The sequence below is a fragment of the Hyphomicrobium facile genome, from assembly GCF_900116175.1.
In the GTDB taxonomy this organism is placed as follows: Bacteria; Pseudomonadota; Alphaproteobacteria; order Rhizobiales; family Hyphomicrobiaceae; genus Hyphomicrobium_B; species Hyphomicrobium_B facile.
In genome coordinates this window covers 229,985-248,441 of record NZ_FPCH01000002.1, presented here as the reverse complement: position 1 = coordinate 248,441, position 18,457 = coordinate 229,985, and the positions used below count along the sequence as shown (strand labels likewise).

Here is an 18,457-nt window from a genome sequence, read left to right as displayed (position 1 = left end):
CCGACTGTTGCTCATGAGCAACGGCAGATCCCCCGCAATTCCGCTATCTCAATACCCGAGCGTCAGCGTGGGGATTGAGTATGCCGGATCAAGCGCAGCCAAACCTGATCAGCAGAACGATCGACTACATCCTCGGCCGAAACACGCTGATCGGCATCGCCTCGTTCATGCTCCTGATCATCTCGGGATACGCGACCTGGCACGGCATGCGCGACTTCATCGTCGGTGTCTCGTCGACCCCTGCCGCACCTGCCGGCGGCATTTCGATCTCGAATGACGTTCTCGTCGCGGCGGTCGTCGTAGCGCTGACGTTTCTGCTATGGCTCACGCTTCGCGAGACGTTCGGCGCCAAGCGGCCATTCGGCCAGCGGCTGATCACAGGGGTGCTCTACGTATTCCTCGCCATCTGGTCGATAGGCTTCGGCTACGGGTTCTGGTGGAGCTTGATCTCGGGCCAGGAAGCAACGAAGACGGGCCTCGCGGGCCTCCAGGAGGACGCACGCGACGCCAGCGCCGCCGTCGCGGCGCGGCTCGACGCCGTACGCGGCCAGCTCGACAACGTCGTCACTTGGTCCGACAGCCAAATGACGCGCGAAGAAACGAGCGGCGGCAGCTGCGGCGTTGCATCGGGGGCCGGGAAGGGGCCGCTCTACAACGCACGCAGAAGTGTGCGCGACGCCGTCAGCGCGCTGCGCGACGGCATGACGAAGTCGTGGCTCGAACCGGTGCAGGCCGACGTGCAGTCTCTGCGCCAAGCGGCGGATGTGCTCGGCGGCGCGACGATCGAGGAACGCCAGCGCAACTTCGAGAATAAAGCGTCCGAAATTCGCGGCCTCGCGCGCAACATCGCTGCCCGCAGCAACCAGCTCGGTCAATCGACGGCGTCGGAAATGCGCGCGCTCGCCGATTCCGTATCGCAGCCGCCTGGAAAATCCGGGTCATCGTGTTTCGATCCGACGCTCGCCGAGCGGCTGCGCGATGCCGCGGCGCAAGCCGATCAACCCGCCGAGCTGAAACTGCGCGAAGCCGTGTTCAACGAAGGGCCTGCCGGCGTCGCGAATGCCGTCAAAAATCTTTGGAGCAATATCGGGGCCTACACGGCGAGCGCGTTCCGTTACATCGTCTCCGGCGGCAAGGTCCTAACGGCCGGACACACCGATGAAGGCGAGCCCATAACGGGCCGCGATGTCATCGCGCTTCTGGCGACGATCGGCATCGACATGGGCCTTCTCGCGTTGGCGATCATCAACCCGCCGCGCGAGCCGCCGTCCGTCCGCCCTTCGGGCACGCTTGCCCGGCAAATTCGCGATGCGATCGACACCGCAATCAATCGGGCGCCCGGCGCCGATCTCGAATGGGTGCGCCGGCACTTCGTTCATCACAACAAGGCGTCGTATCTGGTGATCCCAAATCTCTACAGCTGCGATCCCGATAATGTGGACGAAGCCGCGAAAGGAATGGCCGTCAATCAATTGGCAGGCGTGCTGAGCGACCTCGATCTCGTTCGCTGGCCGAAGGGCGGCAAGTGGTGGCTCTTCCAGGAGAACGAACTCAAGAAATTGAAAAAGGAGGAATCGCAGGGAAGCGATACCGACCTGACCGCAATCCGCAAAAAATGGGCGGAAGAGCAGGGGCTGACGGGCGAAGACCTAAAACAATACGTCGATAAGAGAGCCGTTCGAAATCACGGGCTCTTCTCGAAAGCGGAACGTGCGCTCGAGATCGCGGGCTGGAGCGAAAAGGCGCGGAGTGACATCGAAATCTTCAAGCTCGTCGATACAGATGGACTGACGCCGCTTCTGATGGTGCTGAATGAACCGGGCGGCGCCCGGAGCGAAGGACCGGCGCAGGCCGAAGCCGCCTAGCGGGCGTCAGATGTTTGCAATTTTTTGAAGCCAGTCGAGAACTTCCGAGGGGCCATAGAACGACGACTCGGACTCGGAGAAATTTTCGCCCTGAACCTTCAACCCAAACCCGCCAAGGTCTTCGGCCGCCCGAAACGCGTCCACGTCGGCGATATCGTCCCCGACCATCACGGGAATTTTGTTGGCAAACGCCGGGAGCGTGGCGAGTTTTCTAAGTGCGCGTCCCTTCGAGAAGCCGACAGGCAAAACCTCGACGACCTTGCGGCCTTCGCAAATTGAAAATTCGGTCGGATATTTCGGCACGAGTGTTTCGAGCAGCATCAACAAGGACGATTGAAGCTCGGGAGCGAGCCGGTAATGCAGCGCAATCCCGCTGCCCTTGTCCTCGTAGACGACGCCGGGCAAATCCTCGACGATCTTTTTGAGATCCATCACCAGCTCCGGATTGAAGCCCGGCGTGAGCGTTTCAATCTTTCCCTTGTCGGACAATCTCATTTGCCCGCCGTGAACGCCGGCCGCCACGAATTTCGCGGGATGAAGCAGACGGTCAACTTCTTCCAACGGCCGCCCGGTCACGATTGCCAAAGCGCCGTGCAACCGTTCGGCGATCTCGTCGAGAAGCTTCGGAAGGTAGGTGGGTACGTGCACCGTCGAGGGCGTCAGCGCAACGTCGAGAAGAGTTCCGTCGACGTCGAGGAAAAGCGCAACCGGCTCACCGTTGGCGATGAGACGCTCGACCGTCTTGCGCGCAGCAATAGCATGCTCCTCGCTCGACACGGCGTTTTCGCTGTACGTGGCGCTTGTCTTCAATTGCTGCGTCAAGAATATTCCCCTGCTCAAATGGAAAAACTAAATAGCGGCGCCTCGCTGGCGCGTTCGATTTCTCGCTCTAATGCCGCCCTGGTAAGGAGACCGGTTTGGGTGTCGATGAATTTCACGACGCTGGCTGCATTGATTGCTGCCGCACTCAGTGCGCGTCCAGGATCTTGAGTATCTGCAAGATAGCACGCGAATGTTGAGGAAAAAGCGTCCCCGGCGCCCGTCGTTGCCGCTGCGACGACATGCTCCGCAGCACGGTAATGAAGTTCCTGAGCCCGCGCGATGAATGCGCCATTCGCACCGTCAGTAAGCACGATGACGCCGACGCCAAGCTCTATCAGCGTGCCGAGGAATTTAACCAACGACATTTCGTAGCCGCCGCTACGCAGGCCACGTTTGGCAAGAGGCGGAATAGGCTCATCGTTTTTCGCGATGAGCGGGGCGCCGCCGTCGCCGAATGACTGCAGGAGTCGCGGCATCAAGGTCTGCGCTTCGGCACGGTTCACGCAGAGGATATCGATGTGCTTGAGGCTGTGCCAAAAATCGTCGAAACGGGCGGTGAGTTGGCGCACGCCGGGATTGACGGCAAGAAGCGCGCCCGCAGACTTCGCGTGTTCGACAACGAGCGGATAGCAGTTCGCCGACTGATTGCTTAGGTTGGCTACGTAAACCAGGTCAAGGCCTGCGAATGCCTGGTGTGGCAGATCGTTGGCTTCGATTTTCGTGTTCGCGCCACGGTAAGTAAAGACCGCGGCGTTCCTGTCGTGCGATGAAATGATGACGGACGATCCCGTCGGCTCTCGATCGTCGACGGCAATCCATGACACGTCGACGCCCTCGGCGCGGAGCAGGCCGAGTATGGTTTTCCCTTTATCGTCCCGCCCGATCTTGGCGATGATGGATGTATGATGCCCGAGGCGGGATGCCGCAACCGCCGCGTTCACCGCCCCGCCGCCACAGCTTGATGCGATTTCCTCCGCCTCCGTCTTGTGTCCTTCTTCGAGAAGAAGGAACGAGCTCTCGGCATTGCGCATCTTGACTTGTTCGATCTTGTCGCTCGCAATCGTGACGATCGTATCAACCATTGCGCCGCCAATGGTGAGGACGTTCATCTCGACTCCGTACGTTCCCCGACAAGATTACTCGACTGCCTGAACCACTGGTCCATTTCAGATCGCCAAAGGCGCGCACCGCCTGCAATTCCACTCGCCGGTGGAACGACGCTGGCCCATGGCGGAAGCGCGAATGTGATGCGCCGCGAATTGCCCCCGCCGATGTAGAGATGATCGACGTTGGTTAGAGCCTGCACAGCGGCGAGCACGCGCTTCGCCCGTTCATTCCAAGCCTCGTCGCCAAGTTCCAGATACGCGGCGTGACCGATATACTGGTCATAGTTGGTTTCGTCGTTCGCGTTGTGCTGGCCAAGCTCGAGACCGAAGAACGCGGTCCCATTGCAGAAAAGTGCGCAACCCATGCCGGTTCCGAACGTCAACACGCATTCGCGGCCAGGTCCCTTGGCAACGCCCAAGCCGTAGACGATGGCGTCATTCAGCACGCGAACCGGCACGCCGAACGCCCGCCCGAGTTCGTTCTCGAGGTCGAAGCCGGTCCAATGTTGCGTGCCGAGATTTGGCGCCGTCTTGATGTGCTCTCGTCCAACCACGCCGGGAAAACCGACCGAAACGCGCCCGAACGTCGGCAACGTCTTCACGATATCGGTAATCAGGCTGACGAGGGCTTCCGGCGTGCTCGGCTTGGGTGTCTGCGTCGTTATAAAATCCGATATCAACGTACCGGAGGCGTTGACCGTCGCCGTCTTGACCAGCGTCCCGCCTATGTCCACGCACAGAATGTTCGGATTGGACATGGCATCATCCCGGTTGGGAATGCTTATTCTATCCATGATGACACCCATTATGTCACCACGTTGGCCGTTAGTCGGCTCGGCGGGATGTTTTTTTTGGCTGAACTCTGCAATCGTTCGAGAGCTTGCCCCATCTCGGGCGGTGACTTCGGCGAGCGCGCGAAGCGGCGCTGCCCGGCCTTCATGAGGGCCGAGAAATAGCTGTGACTCCAGTCGTTTGAATCGTTCTTCCGAATGCCGCTGAGCAACCGGTCGTGGCGCTCGCGCCGTTCATCGAGCGGCATTTCGAGGGCGATCCGCAAGCCTTGCACCATATCGTTGACGTCATACGGATTGACGAGGACCGCGTCGGTGAGCTGCGCCGCGGCGCCGGCAAACTTCGAAAGAATGAGGACGCCAGGATCAGCCGGATCTTGGCACGCGATAAACTCTTTCGCGACAAGGTTCATGCCGTCCATAAGCGGCGTCACCCACCCGATGCGGGATAAGCGATAGACATCGCGAAGCTCGGCACGGGGGATGGTCCTGTGAATGTAATTGATCGGCACCCAGTCGAGTTCGCCGAAGCGGCCGTTGATCGAGCCGGCGAGGGACTCAAGCTCGGCCTTGATGTCGGCATAGGCTTCGACGCTTTCACGTGTCGGCGGCGCAAATTGCGACAGCACGATACGCCGGCGATAGTTTGGATATTCGTCGAGGAATTTTCCGTAAGCGCGGAATTTCTGCGGAAGGCCCTTGGTGTAATCCAGCCGGTCGATGCCGATGATCCGATTTGTCTCGGATGTGTCGGCCGCCTTCAAGGCCTCCACCTCGCCGGGACCGAACGCGAAATCGGCCGGATCGATGCCGACAGGGAAACACCCGATATCGAGCTCTGCCTCGAAAACGCGAATGCGGCCCGAGGGCAAGAGCCTCCCGAAGACGCTTTGCTGAAGAAAGTCGATCAAATTGCGCACATCTGACTGCGTTTGTAGCCCGATAAGATCGTAGGCGCTGAGCGCCCTGGCAATTTCCTTGTTTTCCGGAATTGCGAGTAAAGCCTGCGCTGGCCCGACTGGAATATGCAGGAAATAGCCGATCGGATTTTCTATGCCGAGCTTGCGCAATTCGAGCGCCATCGGCAACAGGTGATAATCGTGCACCCAGATCACGTCGTCGGGCTCGATCAGGGGCGCGAGATGAGCCGCAAAGCGCTCGTTCACCGCCACATAACGGGAATAATAGCCGGCCTCGAACTGCGCGAGATCGAGACGGTTGTGAAACACCGGCCACAACACCGAGTTCGAATAGCCGAGATAATATTCGGCATAATCCGCAGGCGTCAGCGGCTCTGTTACCGTCATATGGCCGTTCGCGCGGGAGACTTTTATCTCTGCGCAATCGCTATCGACGATTTGTCCGTCCCAACCGAACCAAAAACCGCTCTGACGTGCGAGAGTGTTATAAATCGCAACCGCGACTCCACCTGCCTGCTGAGCCACGTTGAAGTCGATGACCCGGTTCGAAACCATGACAAGCCTGGCCACGATAACTCCTTCTGTCCGACGCGTGAGCTTGGTAAAAGCCAGACCCCCGCGTGGCATTGCACCTGCGTGTAAACCCCCGGGATTGCTAAGGGTTCCCTTTTTCGGCCGGACGCACTGTTCTAAGCCTGTTCTGCTTGGGTCCGTGACGCAGAGAGGCCGGCTACGACGCGCATTCTTTGCCGCGGTGGGCAGTCCAGCCCTCGCAAGTGCGCGCAATTCGTGATAGCTACGGGGTTTAACGCAAATGGGGGACGGCGACGGCTCTTGAGCTCCGCCGGAATGCTGGATGGAGGCGCAGGGCCGTTCGTGGGGCGAATGGTTCAACTCGTCGACAATCTGATCGAACGTGTGTTTCCGCGTCTGCGGCGCCGGGCACTCTACGCCTATCCGATAGGCATCGCGATTTTCGCCCTCGCCGCGTTGGCGCGGATGGGGCTATCGAGATGGTTGCAGGACACCGTCCCGTTCTTGACGTTCTTTCTGGCGATCCTCGTCACGGCTCTCGTCGCGGGAACCGGGCCCGCCTTGCTGGTCGCCACAGCGTCGTTTTTCTTTAGCTGGTATTTTTTCCTGCCGGGTCCCGGATGGGGCGAGATCACACCCGCGACGGTCGTTGCTCTTGGAAGCTTCGCGGTCCTCTCGTTCTTCATCATCGCAGTCGTTCATCTCCTCAATCGAAAGGTCGAGAGTCTGATGAACGAGCGGGCGCGCAACGAAGCCTTGTTTCAGGACAGCGCGCTGGGAGAGCTACAACTCGAGCAGCTCAACATCGAGCTTCGCCACCGCCTGAAAAATACCTTCGCGGTCATCGCTGGTCTCGTCAGCCAATCGGCGCGGTATAGCCGCGACGTAGACGGCTTTGCCCAATCGCTCGCAGGGCGTCTCTCGGCGATGGGCAATGCGATGGACCTGATCGCGACGCGCAGTTTCGTCGGCGCCTCACTGCGTGAGCTGATCGCCGAAACGTTGAAGCCTCTGGTGCCGCCCGGCACGCAACGGTTCGAGATGGGCGGGCCGGATACGATCATCCCGGGCGACGTCGCAAGCGCGCTCGCGTTGACGCTTCACGAACTCGGAACGAACGCGATCAAATACGGCGCCTGGTCCGATGCGCGCGGAACGGTAAGCGCGAAATGGACCCTGAGCAAAATCGATGAGGATGAAATGTCCTTCGAGCTTGTCTGGGACGAACGAGGCGGCCCGCGCGTCTCGGCCCCGGAACGGCGAGGGCTTGGAACCACGTTGATCGATAGCGGATTTCCGAGCGCGCAGGTGGAGAGAGAGTTCAATGAACAGGGCGTTCGCTGCCGCATGGTCGCCGTCTTGAAACAGACGACGACGCGGCGCACGCGCGGCCGCGCAGCCTCGCTCTATTGACGTCGAAGCTCAGCTGACGTTCAGCGATCGGCGCGGCAGATGCAGGCCTGCGGAGGAAGGCTCGCGCTCGGCCCGCTCCTGTTCAATGGGGTTTACATCGTGTTTTGGCGTCACGCTCGACCAGGCGTCTTCCCATGTCTTCGATAGCGTCATCGCCGAATTGATCATCCCGGCCATGGAATAGGTCTGCGGAAGGTTACCCCACAATTGCCCCGTTGCGGGATTGAGGTCTTCGCTCATGAGGCCAAATGCGTTGCGCTTCTTGAGAAGTTCGCAGAAAAGCCCGTGCGCTTCCTCTTTGCGTCCGACGGATTCGAGCGCGTCGATGTACCAGAACTGGCATGCAAGAAACGCCGATTCCGGTAAGCCGAAATCGTCCTCGGCTGCGTAACGCAGCATCAAACCATTGCGCATCAATTCCCGGCCAACGGCGTTGACCGTCTTGACGAAGCGCGGATCGCTCGGCGGCAGAAAACCGAGATCGGCCAGCAACAAGACACTGGCGTCGAGTTCTTCGTGATCGAACGCGCCCGTAAACGAGCCGCGCTTGTCGCTCCACGCTCTGCTCAAAATCTCTGCCCGGATTTTGTCGGCGGATTCTTTCCAGTAGACGGCGCGCTCGCCCAATCCCAAAAGCGTGGCTATCCGGGCCAGGCGGTCGCAAGCGACCCAGCACAACACTGCGGAATGCGTATGAATGCGCATCCGCCCGCGATACTCCCATATGCCCGCATCCGGTTCCAGATAGAGACGGCGGGCATGCTCGCCGAGATATTCAAGCTCGCGAAAAAGGCTGACGTCGCCCATCCGCGGCAGGCGTTGATCGATGAACATCTGAGCGACGCCGAGTATGACGCTGCCATAAGCATCATGCTGCAATTGGTCGGACGCGAGATTGCCGACGCGCACGGGTCCCATGCCGAGGAAGCCCTGCAGGTGCGGGGCGATGCTCTCTTGAGCCGCATCATTGTGGACGATGCCATATACCGGCTTCAAGGGGCTCTGCGTGTCCGAGACGACCGTCGTGATGTAGTCGAGATAATTTTCCATCGACTGCGTGGCGCCCAAACGATTGAGCGCGCGGATGACGAAATATGCGTCGCGTAGCCAGCAGAACCGGTAATCCCACGTTCTGGGAGTATTCGGCGCTTCCGGTATCGACGTCGTCAGGGCCGCTGTGATTGCGCCCGTTTCCTCGTAGGTGCAGAGCTTCAGCGAAATTGCAGCGCGTATGATCTCCGGCTGCCATTCGTAGCTGACGGCAAGCCCGCGCACCCACGTCACCCAGAAATCGCGCGTCCGTTCCAGAAACTCTCGCGACATGGAATCGATCGAGCTTTCGATCGGCTCATCCGCGCCGATAACGAGCGTCGCCGGATGCGTCAGCGAAAACGACGTCTCGTGCGCGATATAAGATACCGGAAGATCGGTCGTGACGCGAACGGATGAGGAACCGCAGAGGTAGCGAACGTGGTTAGACCCGTACGAGGAGTTGGTGACAGGCTGGCCGTAATTGGACGTTGGCCTGACGCGCACGGAAATTCGCGGCCGTCCTCTCAGCGGTTCGATCCGGCGAACGAGCTGTGCGGGATGGAAGGGCCGGTCGTAGCGCCAGAAGCGCGGGCAGAAGTCCGTCACTTTGACGCTTGCGCCATTCTCGGCAATCAGGATCGTCTCGAGAATGCTCGTGTTGCGAATGTAATACGATGACGCCGAGACCTGCCCGTCGAGCACGACGTCGCAAAAACCTTTTTCCTCGTCACCGGCAAGCAACCGGCAAAAGATTGGATCGCCATCCAGCCGCGGAAAGCACCACCAGACGATGCGCGCGCTCTGATCAATGAGCGCAGCGATGCGCCCGTTGCCAATCGCCGCGACGTCGAGTGACGAGCGATAAGGATGGGAAGTGGACAGGGTCATCAGGTCCCCCTAGGAGTGAAACGTGCAAACGGGAACAACTCCGAAGCGACGGCGATGGTTGCCTGCGGCGCACGATGGCAGGGTCGACGTCCGGAGCGCTCGGAGACATGCATCACGGGATGAGCCTGCTTCAGGGCGTCCGGCCCAATTTATATAGTAGGCTCCGAGAAGGCGATGTCTTCGTAGGAAATCGGGCCAACAAATGGGCATTTCAAGAGCGAGATGTCTGACTTTTGACGAGCGATCTTAAGTAACGCGCCGTTATCCATTTCGATCGTGTGCGTCGAAGCCGTCCACTATTCCCACAGGGGCGGCGGTATTTACGCGACTTGGTTGGAAGCGCTATCGGCCGAGCGGCGCTCCTCGGCGCCATACGCGAGCATGGTCACGAGATCCTTCACATCCGCCGGATTGTAGGGCTTCGTCAGATGCGGGTAATCCCTGAGCCGTGGCGGCAGAAACACCAGATCGTTGTATCCCGTGGTGAAAGCGAACGGGATCCGGCGCCGGTCGAGGATTTCAGCTATCGGCGCGCTGTTGTCCGCTCCAAGATTTATGTCGATTAACGCAATGTCGAAATTGGAATCGGCGGCAGCCTTGAGACCATCGGAAAGCCGGCTAATCGGCCCAAGCACGGTATGACCTTCCGCCTCGAGATCGAGCTTCAGCTGCATGGCGATGAGGGCTTCATCTTCGACGAGCAGGATGCGACAGGGACGATGAGGCGCCGGCATGTTGGCCGCCACCAGCGGCCCCCGCGCTTTCGGCACAATCGCGATGTGGCGTGTGCCAACCATGTGTGTCCGTGTCGACAGCTCGCCCTGGAAGTCGAATTGAAAACCTTCCGATGCGAAATTCATTTCAGCGACGCCGCCGCATTCCGATGCAGCGCTGCGAATGACGGCTAGCCCAAATCCGTTGCGCTCGGGCTTGGCGCAAAGCGGACCTCCGCTCTCTCGCCACGAGAACCCGATCTTGTCGCCGTCCGGCGTCGGGATCCGCGACCAGCCGATGGCAACCCTTCCTCCGGGTGCCGAAAGCGAGCCGTGTTTTACTGCGTTCGTGACGAGCTCGTGCAGCACGAGAGCCATGGACTGACCGAACTTCGATGTCAGCCGGACGCGCTCGCCGTCGACGACGATGTCGTTGTCCGATCGCGAGCGGAACGGCGCCAGCGCTCCCTGAACGAGTTCGTGGAGATCGACGCCCGTCCAGCTGCTCTGCCGCAAAAGGTCGTGCGCAGCCGACATTGCATGAATGCGCCCGTCGAGCGCCGATGCGAATGATCCGACGGAAACCGCATTGGAACTCGAGAGCCGGGCAATCGCCGCAACGTTGGCGAGAATGTTTTTCACCCTGTGATCGAGTTCGGCCATGAGAAGCTGCTGATGGCTCTCGGCGGACTTGCGATCGGTGATGTCGAGCAGCGTTCCAAGCACGCGCGGTGTCTCTGCGTTGCCGGTGCTGAAGGCGCGCGCACGGGCGAGAATCCATGCAACGCCGCGCGCACCCGTTACGCGAAATTCCAATTCGGCCGTCGTTTCCGCGTAATTTGCGGTGCGAACATAGCTGCGGACCATTTCGCGGTCGTCTTCGTGCACGAACTGAACGAACGACTCGAAGGTTTGATGTTCCGGCAGGTTGTTATGAAGAACCTCGGAGATATTGGCCGACCATTGCAGGGTCTGCGCCCTCTGGTCGAATTCGAATGTTGCAAGGTTCGCGGCCTCGCTCGCAAGGCGAAGCCGTTCTTCGCTCTCCTGCAGACGGGCATGGGATTCTTCGAGCTGCAGCGCGCGTTGGCGCACGCGCTCCTCGAGTTCGGCGTTGAGCGTATCGAGTTGCCGGCTCTTTCTGTAGAGCTCGACGAAGATCTGGACTTTCGCCTTGAGAATTTCCGGCACGACCGGAACCGACACGTAATCGACCGCGCCCGTCCGGTAACCTTTGAGCAGGTCGTCGATTTCAAGGCGAACCGCCGAGATGAATATGACCGCGGTCTTCTCGTGCCGCGGATGGTCTCTGATCATCGCCGCCAGCTCGAAGCCATCGAGATCCGGCATGCAAACGTCCATTAGGATAACGGCGATGTCCGTTTTGAGCAGCGCGGTCAGAGCTTCTTCCGCGGTCGTCGCTTTGATGAGGTTCGCATCGAGGCCATCGAGAATGGCCTCATACGTCATCAGCTTTCCCGGCTGATCATCGACGAGAAGTATGTTGACGGGTTCTGTCGAAGCGGATTGGCCTGTCATGGTTTCCCCGTCAACGGTGCAGCCACATGCGCAACGCGGAAATCAACTGCTCCGTATCGACAGGCTTCGCGAGATAATCGGATGCGCCGGCTTCGAGACATTTCTCGCGGTCGCCCTTCATCGCCTTTGCAGTGAGTGCGATGATAGGCAGCCGCTGGTTCTTCTCGCTGCTCCGAATTTTCTGCATGGTCTGATAACCGTCCATCTCCGGCATCATGATATCCATCAAGACGATCGAAACATCGGTCTTGCTCAAGGTCTCGATCGCTTCCAATCCGGTTGTCGCCGTCAGGACTTCCATGCCGCGACGTTCGAGGAGACTGCTCAACGCGAAAATATTTCGCGCATCGTCGTCAACCAGAAGAACCTTGCGCCCGATCAGATAGTCGTCTGTTTCGTGCAGCCGAGACAATAGTTCCTGCTTCTCGGCCGGAAGTTCGGTAACGACACGGTGCAGGAATAGCGCGGTCTCGTCGAGAAGACGCTCGGGGGATTCCACGCCCTTGACCACGATCGTACGGGCGTATTGCCGTATCTGCAAGTTCTCCTCGCTCGACAGTTCTCGTCCTGTGAACACAATGACGGGGATATCCCGCATCGCATCCTGACGGCTCATGTGTTCGAGGATTTCGAAACCCGACATATCCGGGAGTTTGAGGTCGAGAACGACGCAATCCACGCTCTCGCTTTTTAGAATTTCGATGGCGGAATTTCCGCTGGATGCTGTCAAGATTTCGACGTCGCTATCTTCGAGCAGCACCGAGACGCTCAACAGCTCGGAAGCGTCGTCTTCGATGATCAGCAATTTCTTGGTTCTGGAAGCGGAGAATGTGCCGATCTTGCGTAACGCCGCTTTCAGCTGCTCAGTCTGCAGTGGCTTCGTAAGGAACGAATATGCGCCACGTGCCAGCCCGTGATGACGATCGTCGTCGAGGGTGAGGACCTGAACGGGAATATGACGGGTGAGCGGGTTGTGCTTGAGCTGGCTGAGAACCGACCAGCCGAGCACGTCCGGAAGATGGATATCGAGCGAAATGGCGGTCGGATTGAAATCGGTCGCGAGCGTCATGGCATCGATGCCGCGTTGAGAAACGATGCCCTTGAATCCGGTCTCGTGCGCCGCGTCGAGCAGTATCCGCGCGAAGTTCGGATCGTCCTCGACAATGAGAAGAACCTGATCTCCGGCCGCGATGTTGTCGCGATCGTCTTCGATCGGCGGCGGCAGCGGACCGGCGAGTGACATTGGGACCGGCACTGGAGCGACGGAATCGGGCTTGGTCCGAACCTCGCTCGCCAGCGACGCGTAGCGGAGCGGCAGGTAAAGCGTGAACACGCTGCCCACTCCGGGTTCGCTTCGGAGCTGGATCTCGCCGCCGAGAAGATGCGCGAGTTCGCGGCTGATCGCGAGGCCAAGTCCGGTACCGCCGTATTTTCGGCTCGTACTCGCATCGGCCTGTTGAAACGCTTCGAAGATGAGCTTCTGCTTGTCGGCAGGAATGCCGATCCCTGAATCTTGCACCTCGAAGGCGACGATGGTCTGCGCCGCCGAGAGGATCGGATGATCGGGCCCCCACTTTCCGGTCGCAGGCTTGACCGTCAGCCGAACGTGACCCTCGCGTGTGAACTTGAATGCGTTCGACAGCAGGTTCTTCAGCACCTGCTGCAGGCGCTTCGAGTCCGTAAAAATCGATTTCCCGAGATCGGCATTGAAGACGACCTGGAAATCGAGCGCGCGGCGCTCTGCCTCGTGACGGAACGGCCGGGCAACCGCTTCGATCAGCCCGTTGAACGCAATCTCTTCGGCGTCGACCGACACCGTTCCGGATTCGATCTTCGAAAGATCGAGAATGTCGCTGATCAAATTCAGAAGATCCGTGCCGGCGCCATGAATTGTCCGCGCGAACTCGACCTGCCGGTCGGAGAGGTTGCCGTCGGGATTGTCGGTCAGTTGCTGCCCGAGAATGAGAATGCTGTTGAGCGGCGTCCGAAGCTCGTGAGACATGTTCGCGAGGAATTCGGATTTGTACCGCGATGTGAGCGCGAGCTCGGCGGCCTTCTCTTCGACGGCGCGGCGGGCCTGATCGATTTCCTCGTTCTTGCGTTCGACTTCGACGTTGCGTTCGGCGAGCTGTTGCGCCTTCTGCGCCAACTCCTCGTTCGTCTTCTGCATCGCCTTCTGCTGGTCTTGAAGCTCGGCGGCGAGCTGTTGCGACTGCATGAGCAGGCTTTCCGTTTGCATCGTCGCTTCGATACTGTTGAGAACGACGCCGATGCTGACCGATAGCTGTTCGAGGAACATCAGCTGAGCCGGTTCGAAATTCTGCAGAGAACTGAGCGAAATGACGGCCTTAATCTGATCCTCGAACGTGATCGGATGCACGATGACGCTGCGAGGAGGGGCCTTGAACACAACGGCGTCGATGCTGGCCGTCGGCTCCGGAATGTCCGTCAGGACGCGGCGTTTCTTTTCGATCGCACATTGTCCGATGAGGCTCGAACCAAGCTCGAGCCTCTCGGGATATCGAACGTCCACATCGTCGGCATACTTTGCAAGAATCTTCAGCTCGCTTCGCGTGGCATCGAACTGGTAGATAACGCCCTGATGCGCATTGATCAGGGGCACAAGTTCCGACAGCAGCTTTCTCGCGACGGTGATGACGTCACGCTGCCCCTGCAGCATGCTCGTGAAGCGGGCGAGGTTTGTGTTTAGCCAGTCCTGTTCGGTGTTGAGCTGCGTCGTCAACCGCAGATTCCCGATCATCGTATTGATGTAGTCTTTGAGTTCGGCCACCTCGCCGCGCGCGTCGACCTGAATGGAGCGGGTCAAGTCGCCTTTCGTCACCGCCGTCGTCACTTCTGCGATCGCGCGGACCTGTGTCGTGAGGTTTGCGGCAAGCAGGTTGACGTTGCCGGTGAGATCTTTCCACGTGCCGGCAGCGCCCGGAACGTTCGCCTGGCCGCCGAGACGGCCTTCGACGCCGACTTCGCGCGCGACCGTCGTCACCTGATCGGCAAAGAGCGCCAGAGTGTCCGTCATGTCGTTGATCGTCTCGGCCAGTGCCGCGACTTCGCCCTTGGACTTGACGGTCAGCTTCGGCTTGAGGTCGCCGTTGGCAACCGCGGTCACGACTTTCACGATGCCGCGAACCTGTTCCGTCAAGTTCGCCGCCATGACGTTGACGGTGTCGGTCAAATCCTTCCACGTACCGCCAACGCCGGGCACGGTGGCCTGACCGCCGAGGCGTCCTTCGGTGCCGACCTCGCGCGCAACGCGCGTCACTTCCGAAGCGAAGCCGTTGAGCTGATCGACCATCGTGTTGATGGTGTTCTTGAGCTCGAGAATTTCACCTTTGACGTCGACGGTGATTTTCCGCGAAAGGTCGCCGCGCGCCACAGCGGTCGTCACTTCGGCGATGTTGCGAACCTGCGTCGTCAGGTTTGCGGCGAGCAGGTTGACGTTATCGGTGAGGTCTTTCCACGTGCCGCCGACGCCCGGCACGACGGCTTGGCCACCGAGACGCCCTTCCGTGCCGACCTCGCGCGCAACGCGCGTCACTTCAGCCGCGAACGAGCGAAGCTGCTCGACCATCGTGTTCAACGTTTCTTTGAGCAGCAAAATCTCGCCGCGCACGTCGACGGTGATCTTTTTCGACAAGTCGCCGCTCGCGATAGCCGTCGCCACTTCCGCGATGTTTCGAACCTGGGCCGTCAGGTTGCCGGCCATGAAGTTGACGTTGTCGGTGAGATCCTTCCACGTACCGGCGACGCCCGACACCTGCGCTTGGCCGCCGAGCTTGCCTTCGGTGCCCACCTCGCGCGCAACGCGCGTCACTTCGGAAGCAAAGGCATTGAGCTGATCGACCATCGTGTTGATGGTGTTTTTGAGTTCGAGAATTTCGCCTTTGACGTCGACGGTGATCTTGCGCGAAAGGTCGCCGCGCGCCACGGCCGTCGTCACCTCGGCAATGTTGCGAACCTGACCCGTCAGGTTGCCCGCCATCGAGTTGACGTTGTCGGTCAAGTCCTTCCACGTACCGGCGACGCCCGGCACGGTCGCCTGACCGCCGAGTTTGCCTTCGGTGCCAACCTCGCGCGCAACGCGCGTCACTTCCGAGGCGAAACCATTGAGCTGATCGACCATCGTGTTGATGGTCTCTTTCAGCTCCAGCACCTCGCCGCGAACGTCGACATCGATCTTCTTCGACAAGTCGCCGCTCGCAATCGCCGTCGAAACCTCGGCGATATTGCGAACCTGCGTCGTGAGGTTCGAAGCCATCGAGTTGACGCTGTCGGTCAAATCTTTCCACGTTCCCGCGACGCCCGACACCTGGGCCTGTCCGCCGAGCTTGCCTTCCGTGCCGACTTCGCGCGCGACGCGCGTCACTTCGGAAGCAAAGGCATTGAGCTGATCGACCATCGTGTTGATGGTTTCCTTCAGCTGCCGGATTTCACCCGACACGTTGACGGTAATCTTCTTCGACAAGTCGCCGCGCGCAATTGCCGTCGCGACCTCGGCGATATTGCGAACCTGTCCGGTCAGGTTGCCGGCCATCGAGTTGACGTTGTCGGTCAAATCCTTCCACGTACCGGCGACGCCGGGCACCGTGGCCTGACCGCCGAGGCGGCCTTCCGTGCCGACTTCGCGCGCGACGCGCGTCACTTCCGAGGCGAAGCCGTTGAGCTGATCGACCATCGTGTTGATGGTGTTCTTGAGCTCGAGAATTTCGCCTTTGACGTCGACGGTGATCTTGCGCGAAAGGTCGCCGCGCGCCACGGCCGTCGTCACTTCGGCGATGTTTCGAACCTGCGTCGTCAGGTTTGCGGCGAGCAGGTTGACGTTGTCGGTAAGATCCTTCCACGTGCCGCCGACGCCCGGCACGACGGCCTGACCGCCGAGACGCCCTTCGGTGCCGACCTCGCGCGCCACGCGCGTCACCTCGGCAGCGAACGAGCGAAGCTGCTCGACCATCGTGTTGATGGCTTCTTTCAGCTGCAGGATCTCGCCGCGCACGTCGACCGTGATCTTCTTCGACAAGTCGCCGTTCGCGACTGCGATCGTAACGTCTGCGATGTTGCGGACCTGAGCGGTCAGGTTCGAGGCCATCGAGTTGACGCTCTCGGTCAGGTCTTTCCAGACGCCGGTGACCTCGCGAATCTGCGCCTGCCCGCCGAGCTTGCCTTCCGTGCCGACCTCGCGCGCAACGCGCGTCACTTCGGATGTGAAGACCGAAAGCTGCTTGATCATCGTATTGACGATGGTCGCCGAACGCAGGAACTCGCCCCTGAGGGGACGCCCGTCCACGTCGAGACGCATCGGCTGCAAGAGGTTGCCTTGCGCCACGGCTTCGATCGTGCGCGTCACTTCGGTCGTTGGCTGCAGCAGGTCGTCGATGAGCGAGTTGACCGACTGCTCCATCTCGCCCCAGGCGCCGTGCGCAAGACCGAGCCTCACGCGCTCGTTCGTCAGGCCGTCCTTGCCGACGACTTGGCCAACGCGCTGAAGCTGGTTCGCCATGCGCTGGTTGGTAATAATAATGTCGTTGACCGTGTCGGCGATTTTTCCGGGCAGACCTTCCCAATCGCCGCGCATGCGGACGCTAAAATCGCCGGCCTTAACCGCTTGAAGTGTTTGGAGCATCTCGAACAGAATGCTGCCCGGCCCCGAAGTTATTCGGTCGGACCCAACGGCGACAATCTGCTCCGACATATACAACTCCCCGCGAGTCACAATTAACCCCAAACAACGCCCGGCCCCGAAAAATAGTTCCCGGCTTCTTGGACAGCACAAGTTCTACCTACTGAGGCTCGTTATCCGTCTTTTTTATGCGGCGTCGGCCCCTTGGGACTTCGGCGCCCCGGTCTCAGCGGCTGGTCGAAGTTTTGAACGGCTCGTGGCCGTGATCTTCCGTTGCCGGCCGCCCCGTCATCTCCTCGAGCAACCGGCTGCGAGCCCGATTGACGCGGCTCTTCATCGTGCCGACCGCACAACCGCAGACCCTCGCTGCGTCTTCATAGGAAAATCCTTCCGCCGTGATCAGCAGTAACGCCTCGCGATGATCGGCCGTCAATCGCATCAAGGCTTTCTGCATATCGTCGAATTCGAGGTGGGTAAGTTGCGTGGCCGGAACGCTTGCGTTCATGGCCGCGTGATCCTCATCGAGCTCTTCGCGTTGCGATTTGCGGTAATGCGTAAAGTACGTGTTGCGAAGGATGGTGAAGAGCCAGGCCTTCAGGTTGGAATCGGGCACGAACGAGTCTTTGTGCGTCCAGGCCTTCAAAAGCGTTTCCTGCACGAGGTCGTTCGAAAGCTGCGCATCGCCGCTGAGTGAATGAGCGAAAGCCCGGAGATTTGGGATCGCCTGTATGAGGGCGTCGCCGAAGCTTGGAGTTTCTGTCACTTTGACTGCTCCTTGCTCTCGAGCTGGCGAACGAGATCGAGAAGGTCGTCAGGTACAGGTTCCTGAGCGATGTTGTCGTACATGGCTCGCATGCGCTGCCCGATCAGCTGCGCTGCGAAGCCTGGAAGCTGCGGAACCGCAGGCTGTGCAACATCGAGCTCCGGATGGCGCTCGGAATTCGGAAATTCATCTTCGGTCCGCGCGCTATCATCAGGCGGGTCGAGGCGCTGCTGCATGATAGCTATTTGCCCTTGAAGTTCATGATTGGCCCCGATTGGGACAAACTCCTCTAGGAAAGTTCTGATGTGGGGCTCGTCTGCCGAACGTGGCGCGAGAGAATTTGTTCCTGAGGGGGAACCGTCCCGATTGGTCCCGCGTTGGTGTTACGGTGCATATTGGCCGCCATGCAGAAACACGCGGTGGAGCTGGTGGTTCC

The 18,457-nt window shown here is 59.9% G+C and carries 11 protein-coding genes; 2 read left to right on the top strand and 9 right to left on the bottom strand.

All coding sequences use genetic code 11. The features are described 5' to 3' along the window. The first annotated feature begins 80 nt into the window (after nt 1-80). Nucleotides 81-1,865: a hypothetical protein gene (locus BM399_RS08280; RefSeq protein ID WP_092866983.1), complete on the top strand. Its 1,785-nt coding sequence runs from the start codon at nt 81-83 to the stop codon at nt 1,863-1,865. Between the two features lie 6 nt (nt 1,866-1,871). Here the strand turns inward: BM399_RS08280 and otsB are convergent, their stop codons facing one another. The 4 genes from otsB to BM399_RS08260 are packed head-to-tail and all read right to left on the bottom strand — an operon-like array spanning nt 1,872 to nt 6,074. Continuing rightward, nucleotides 1,872-2,687, bottom strand: a complete 816-nt coding sequence (gene otsB, locus BM399_RS08275; RefSeq protein WP_244531155.1) for a trehalose-phosphatase — start codon at nt 2,685-2,687, stop codon at nt 1,872-1,874. A 14-nt stretch (nt 2,688-2,701) separates the two neighbouring features. Further along, entirely contained in the window at nt 2,702-3,796 is a 1,095-nt protein-coding gene (locus tag BM399_RS08270; RefSeq protein ID WP_092866981.1) for a carbohydrate kinase family protein, read from the bottom strand. Beyond that, the gene (locus BM399_RS08265) at nt 3,793-4,551 is read right to left on the bottom strand and encodes an ROK family protein (RefSeq protein ID WP_244531154.1); all 759 of its coding nucleotides are present in this window, start codon (nt 4,549-4,551) and stop codon (nt 3,793-3,795) included. The genes BM399_RS08270 and BM399_RS08265 overlap by 4 nt, the downstream gene beginning before the upstream one ends. 47 nt (nt 4,552-4,598) lie before the next feature. Next, nucleotides 4,599-6,074 (bottom strand): alpha,alpha-trehalose-phosphate synthase (UDP-forming), encoded by a 1,476-nt coding sequence (locus tag BM399_RS08260; protein ID WP_092866977.1) that lies wholly within the window; start codon nt 6,072-6,074, stop codon nt 4,599-4,601. Nucleotides 6,075-6,389: 315 nt separating this feature from the next. Between BM399_RS08260 and BM399_RS08255 the strand changes: the two genes are divergently transcribed. After that, a complete protein-coding gene (locus BM399_RS08255) occupies nt 6,390-7,451 on the top strand; it encodes an HWE histidine kinase domain-containing protein (protein WP_244531153.1) in 1,062 nt (353 codons plus the stop codon). 9 nt (nt 7,452-7,460) lie between these two features. Here BM399_RS08255 and BM399_RS08250 read toward each other — a convergent pair whose 3' ends face one another. The 5 genes from BM399_RS08250 to BM399_RS08230 all read right to left on the bottom strand — a co-directional run bounded on the left by BM399_RS08250 (nt 7,461) and on the right by BM399_RS08230 (nt 18,257). Further along, nucleotides 7,461-9,371: a glycoside hydrolase family 15 protein gene (locus tag BM399_RS08250; RefSeq protein ID WP_092866975.1), complete on the bottom strand. Its 1,911-nt coding sequence runs from the start codon at nt 9,369-9,371 to the stop codon at nt 7,461-7,463. Between the two features lie 320 nt (nt 9,372-9,691). Continuing rightward, nucleotides 9,692-11,623, bottom strand: coding sequence for a response regulator (locus tag BM399_RS08245; protein ID WP_092866973.1), 1,932 nt, complete (start codon nt 11,621-11,623; stop codon nt 9,692-9,694). A gap of 10 nt (nt 11,624-11,633) precedes the next feature. Next, the gene (locus BM399_RS08240; RefSeq protein ID WP_092866971.1) at nt 11,634-17,330 is read right to left on the bottom strand and encodes a HAMP domain-containing protein; all 5,697 of its coding nucleotides are present in this window, start codon (nt 17,328-17,330) and stop codon (nt 11,634-11,636) included. A 154-nt stretch (nt 17,331-17,484) separates the two neighbouring features. Beyond that, entirely contained in the window at nt 17,485-18,021 is a 537-nt protein-coding gene (locus BM399_RS08235; RefSeq protein WP_092866969.1) for a sigma-70 family RNA polymerase sigma factor, read from the bottom strand. Beyond that, complete coding sequence (locus tag BM399_RS08230; RefSeq protein ID WP_092866967.1) at nt 18,018-18,257, bottom strand: NepR family anti-sigma factor; 240 nt, start codon at nt 18,255-18,257, stop codon at nt 18,018-18,020. Before BM399_RS08230 ends, BM399_RS08235 begins: the two co-directional genes overlap by 4 nt. Between the last annotated feature and the right edge of the window lie 200 nt (nt 18,258-18,457).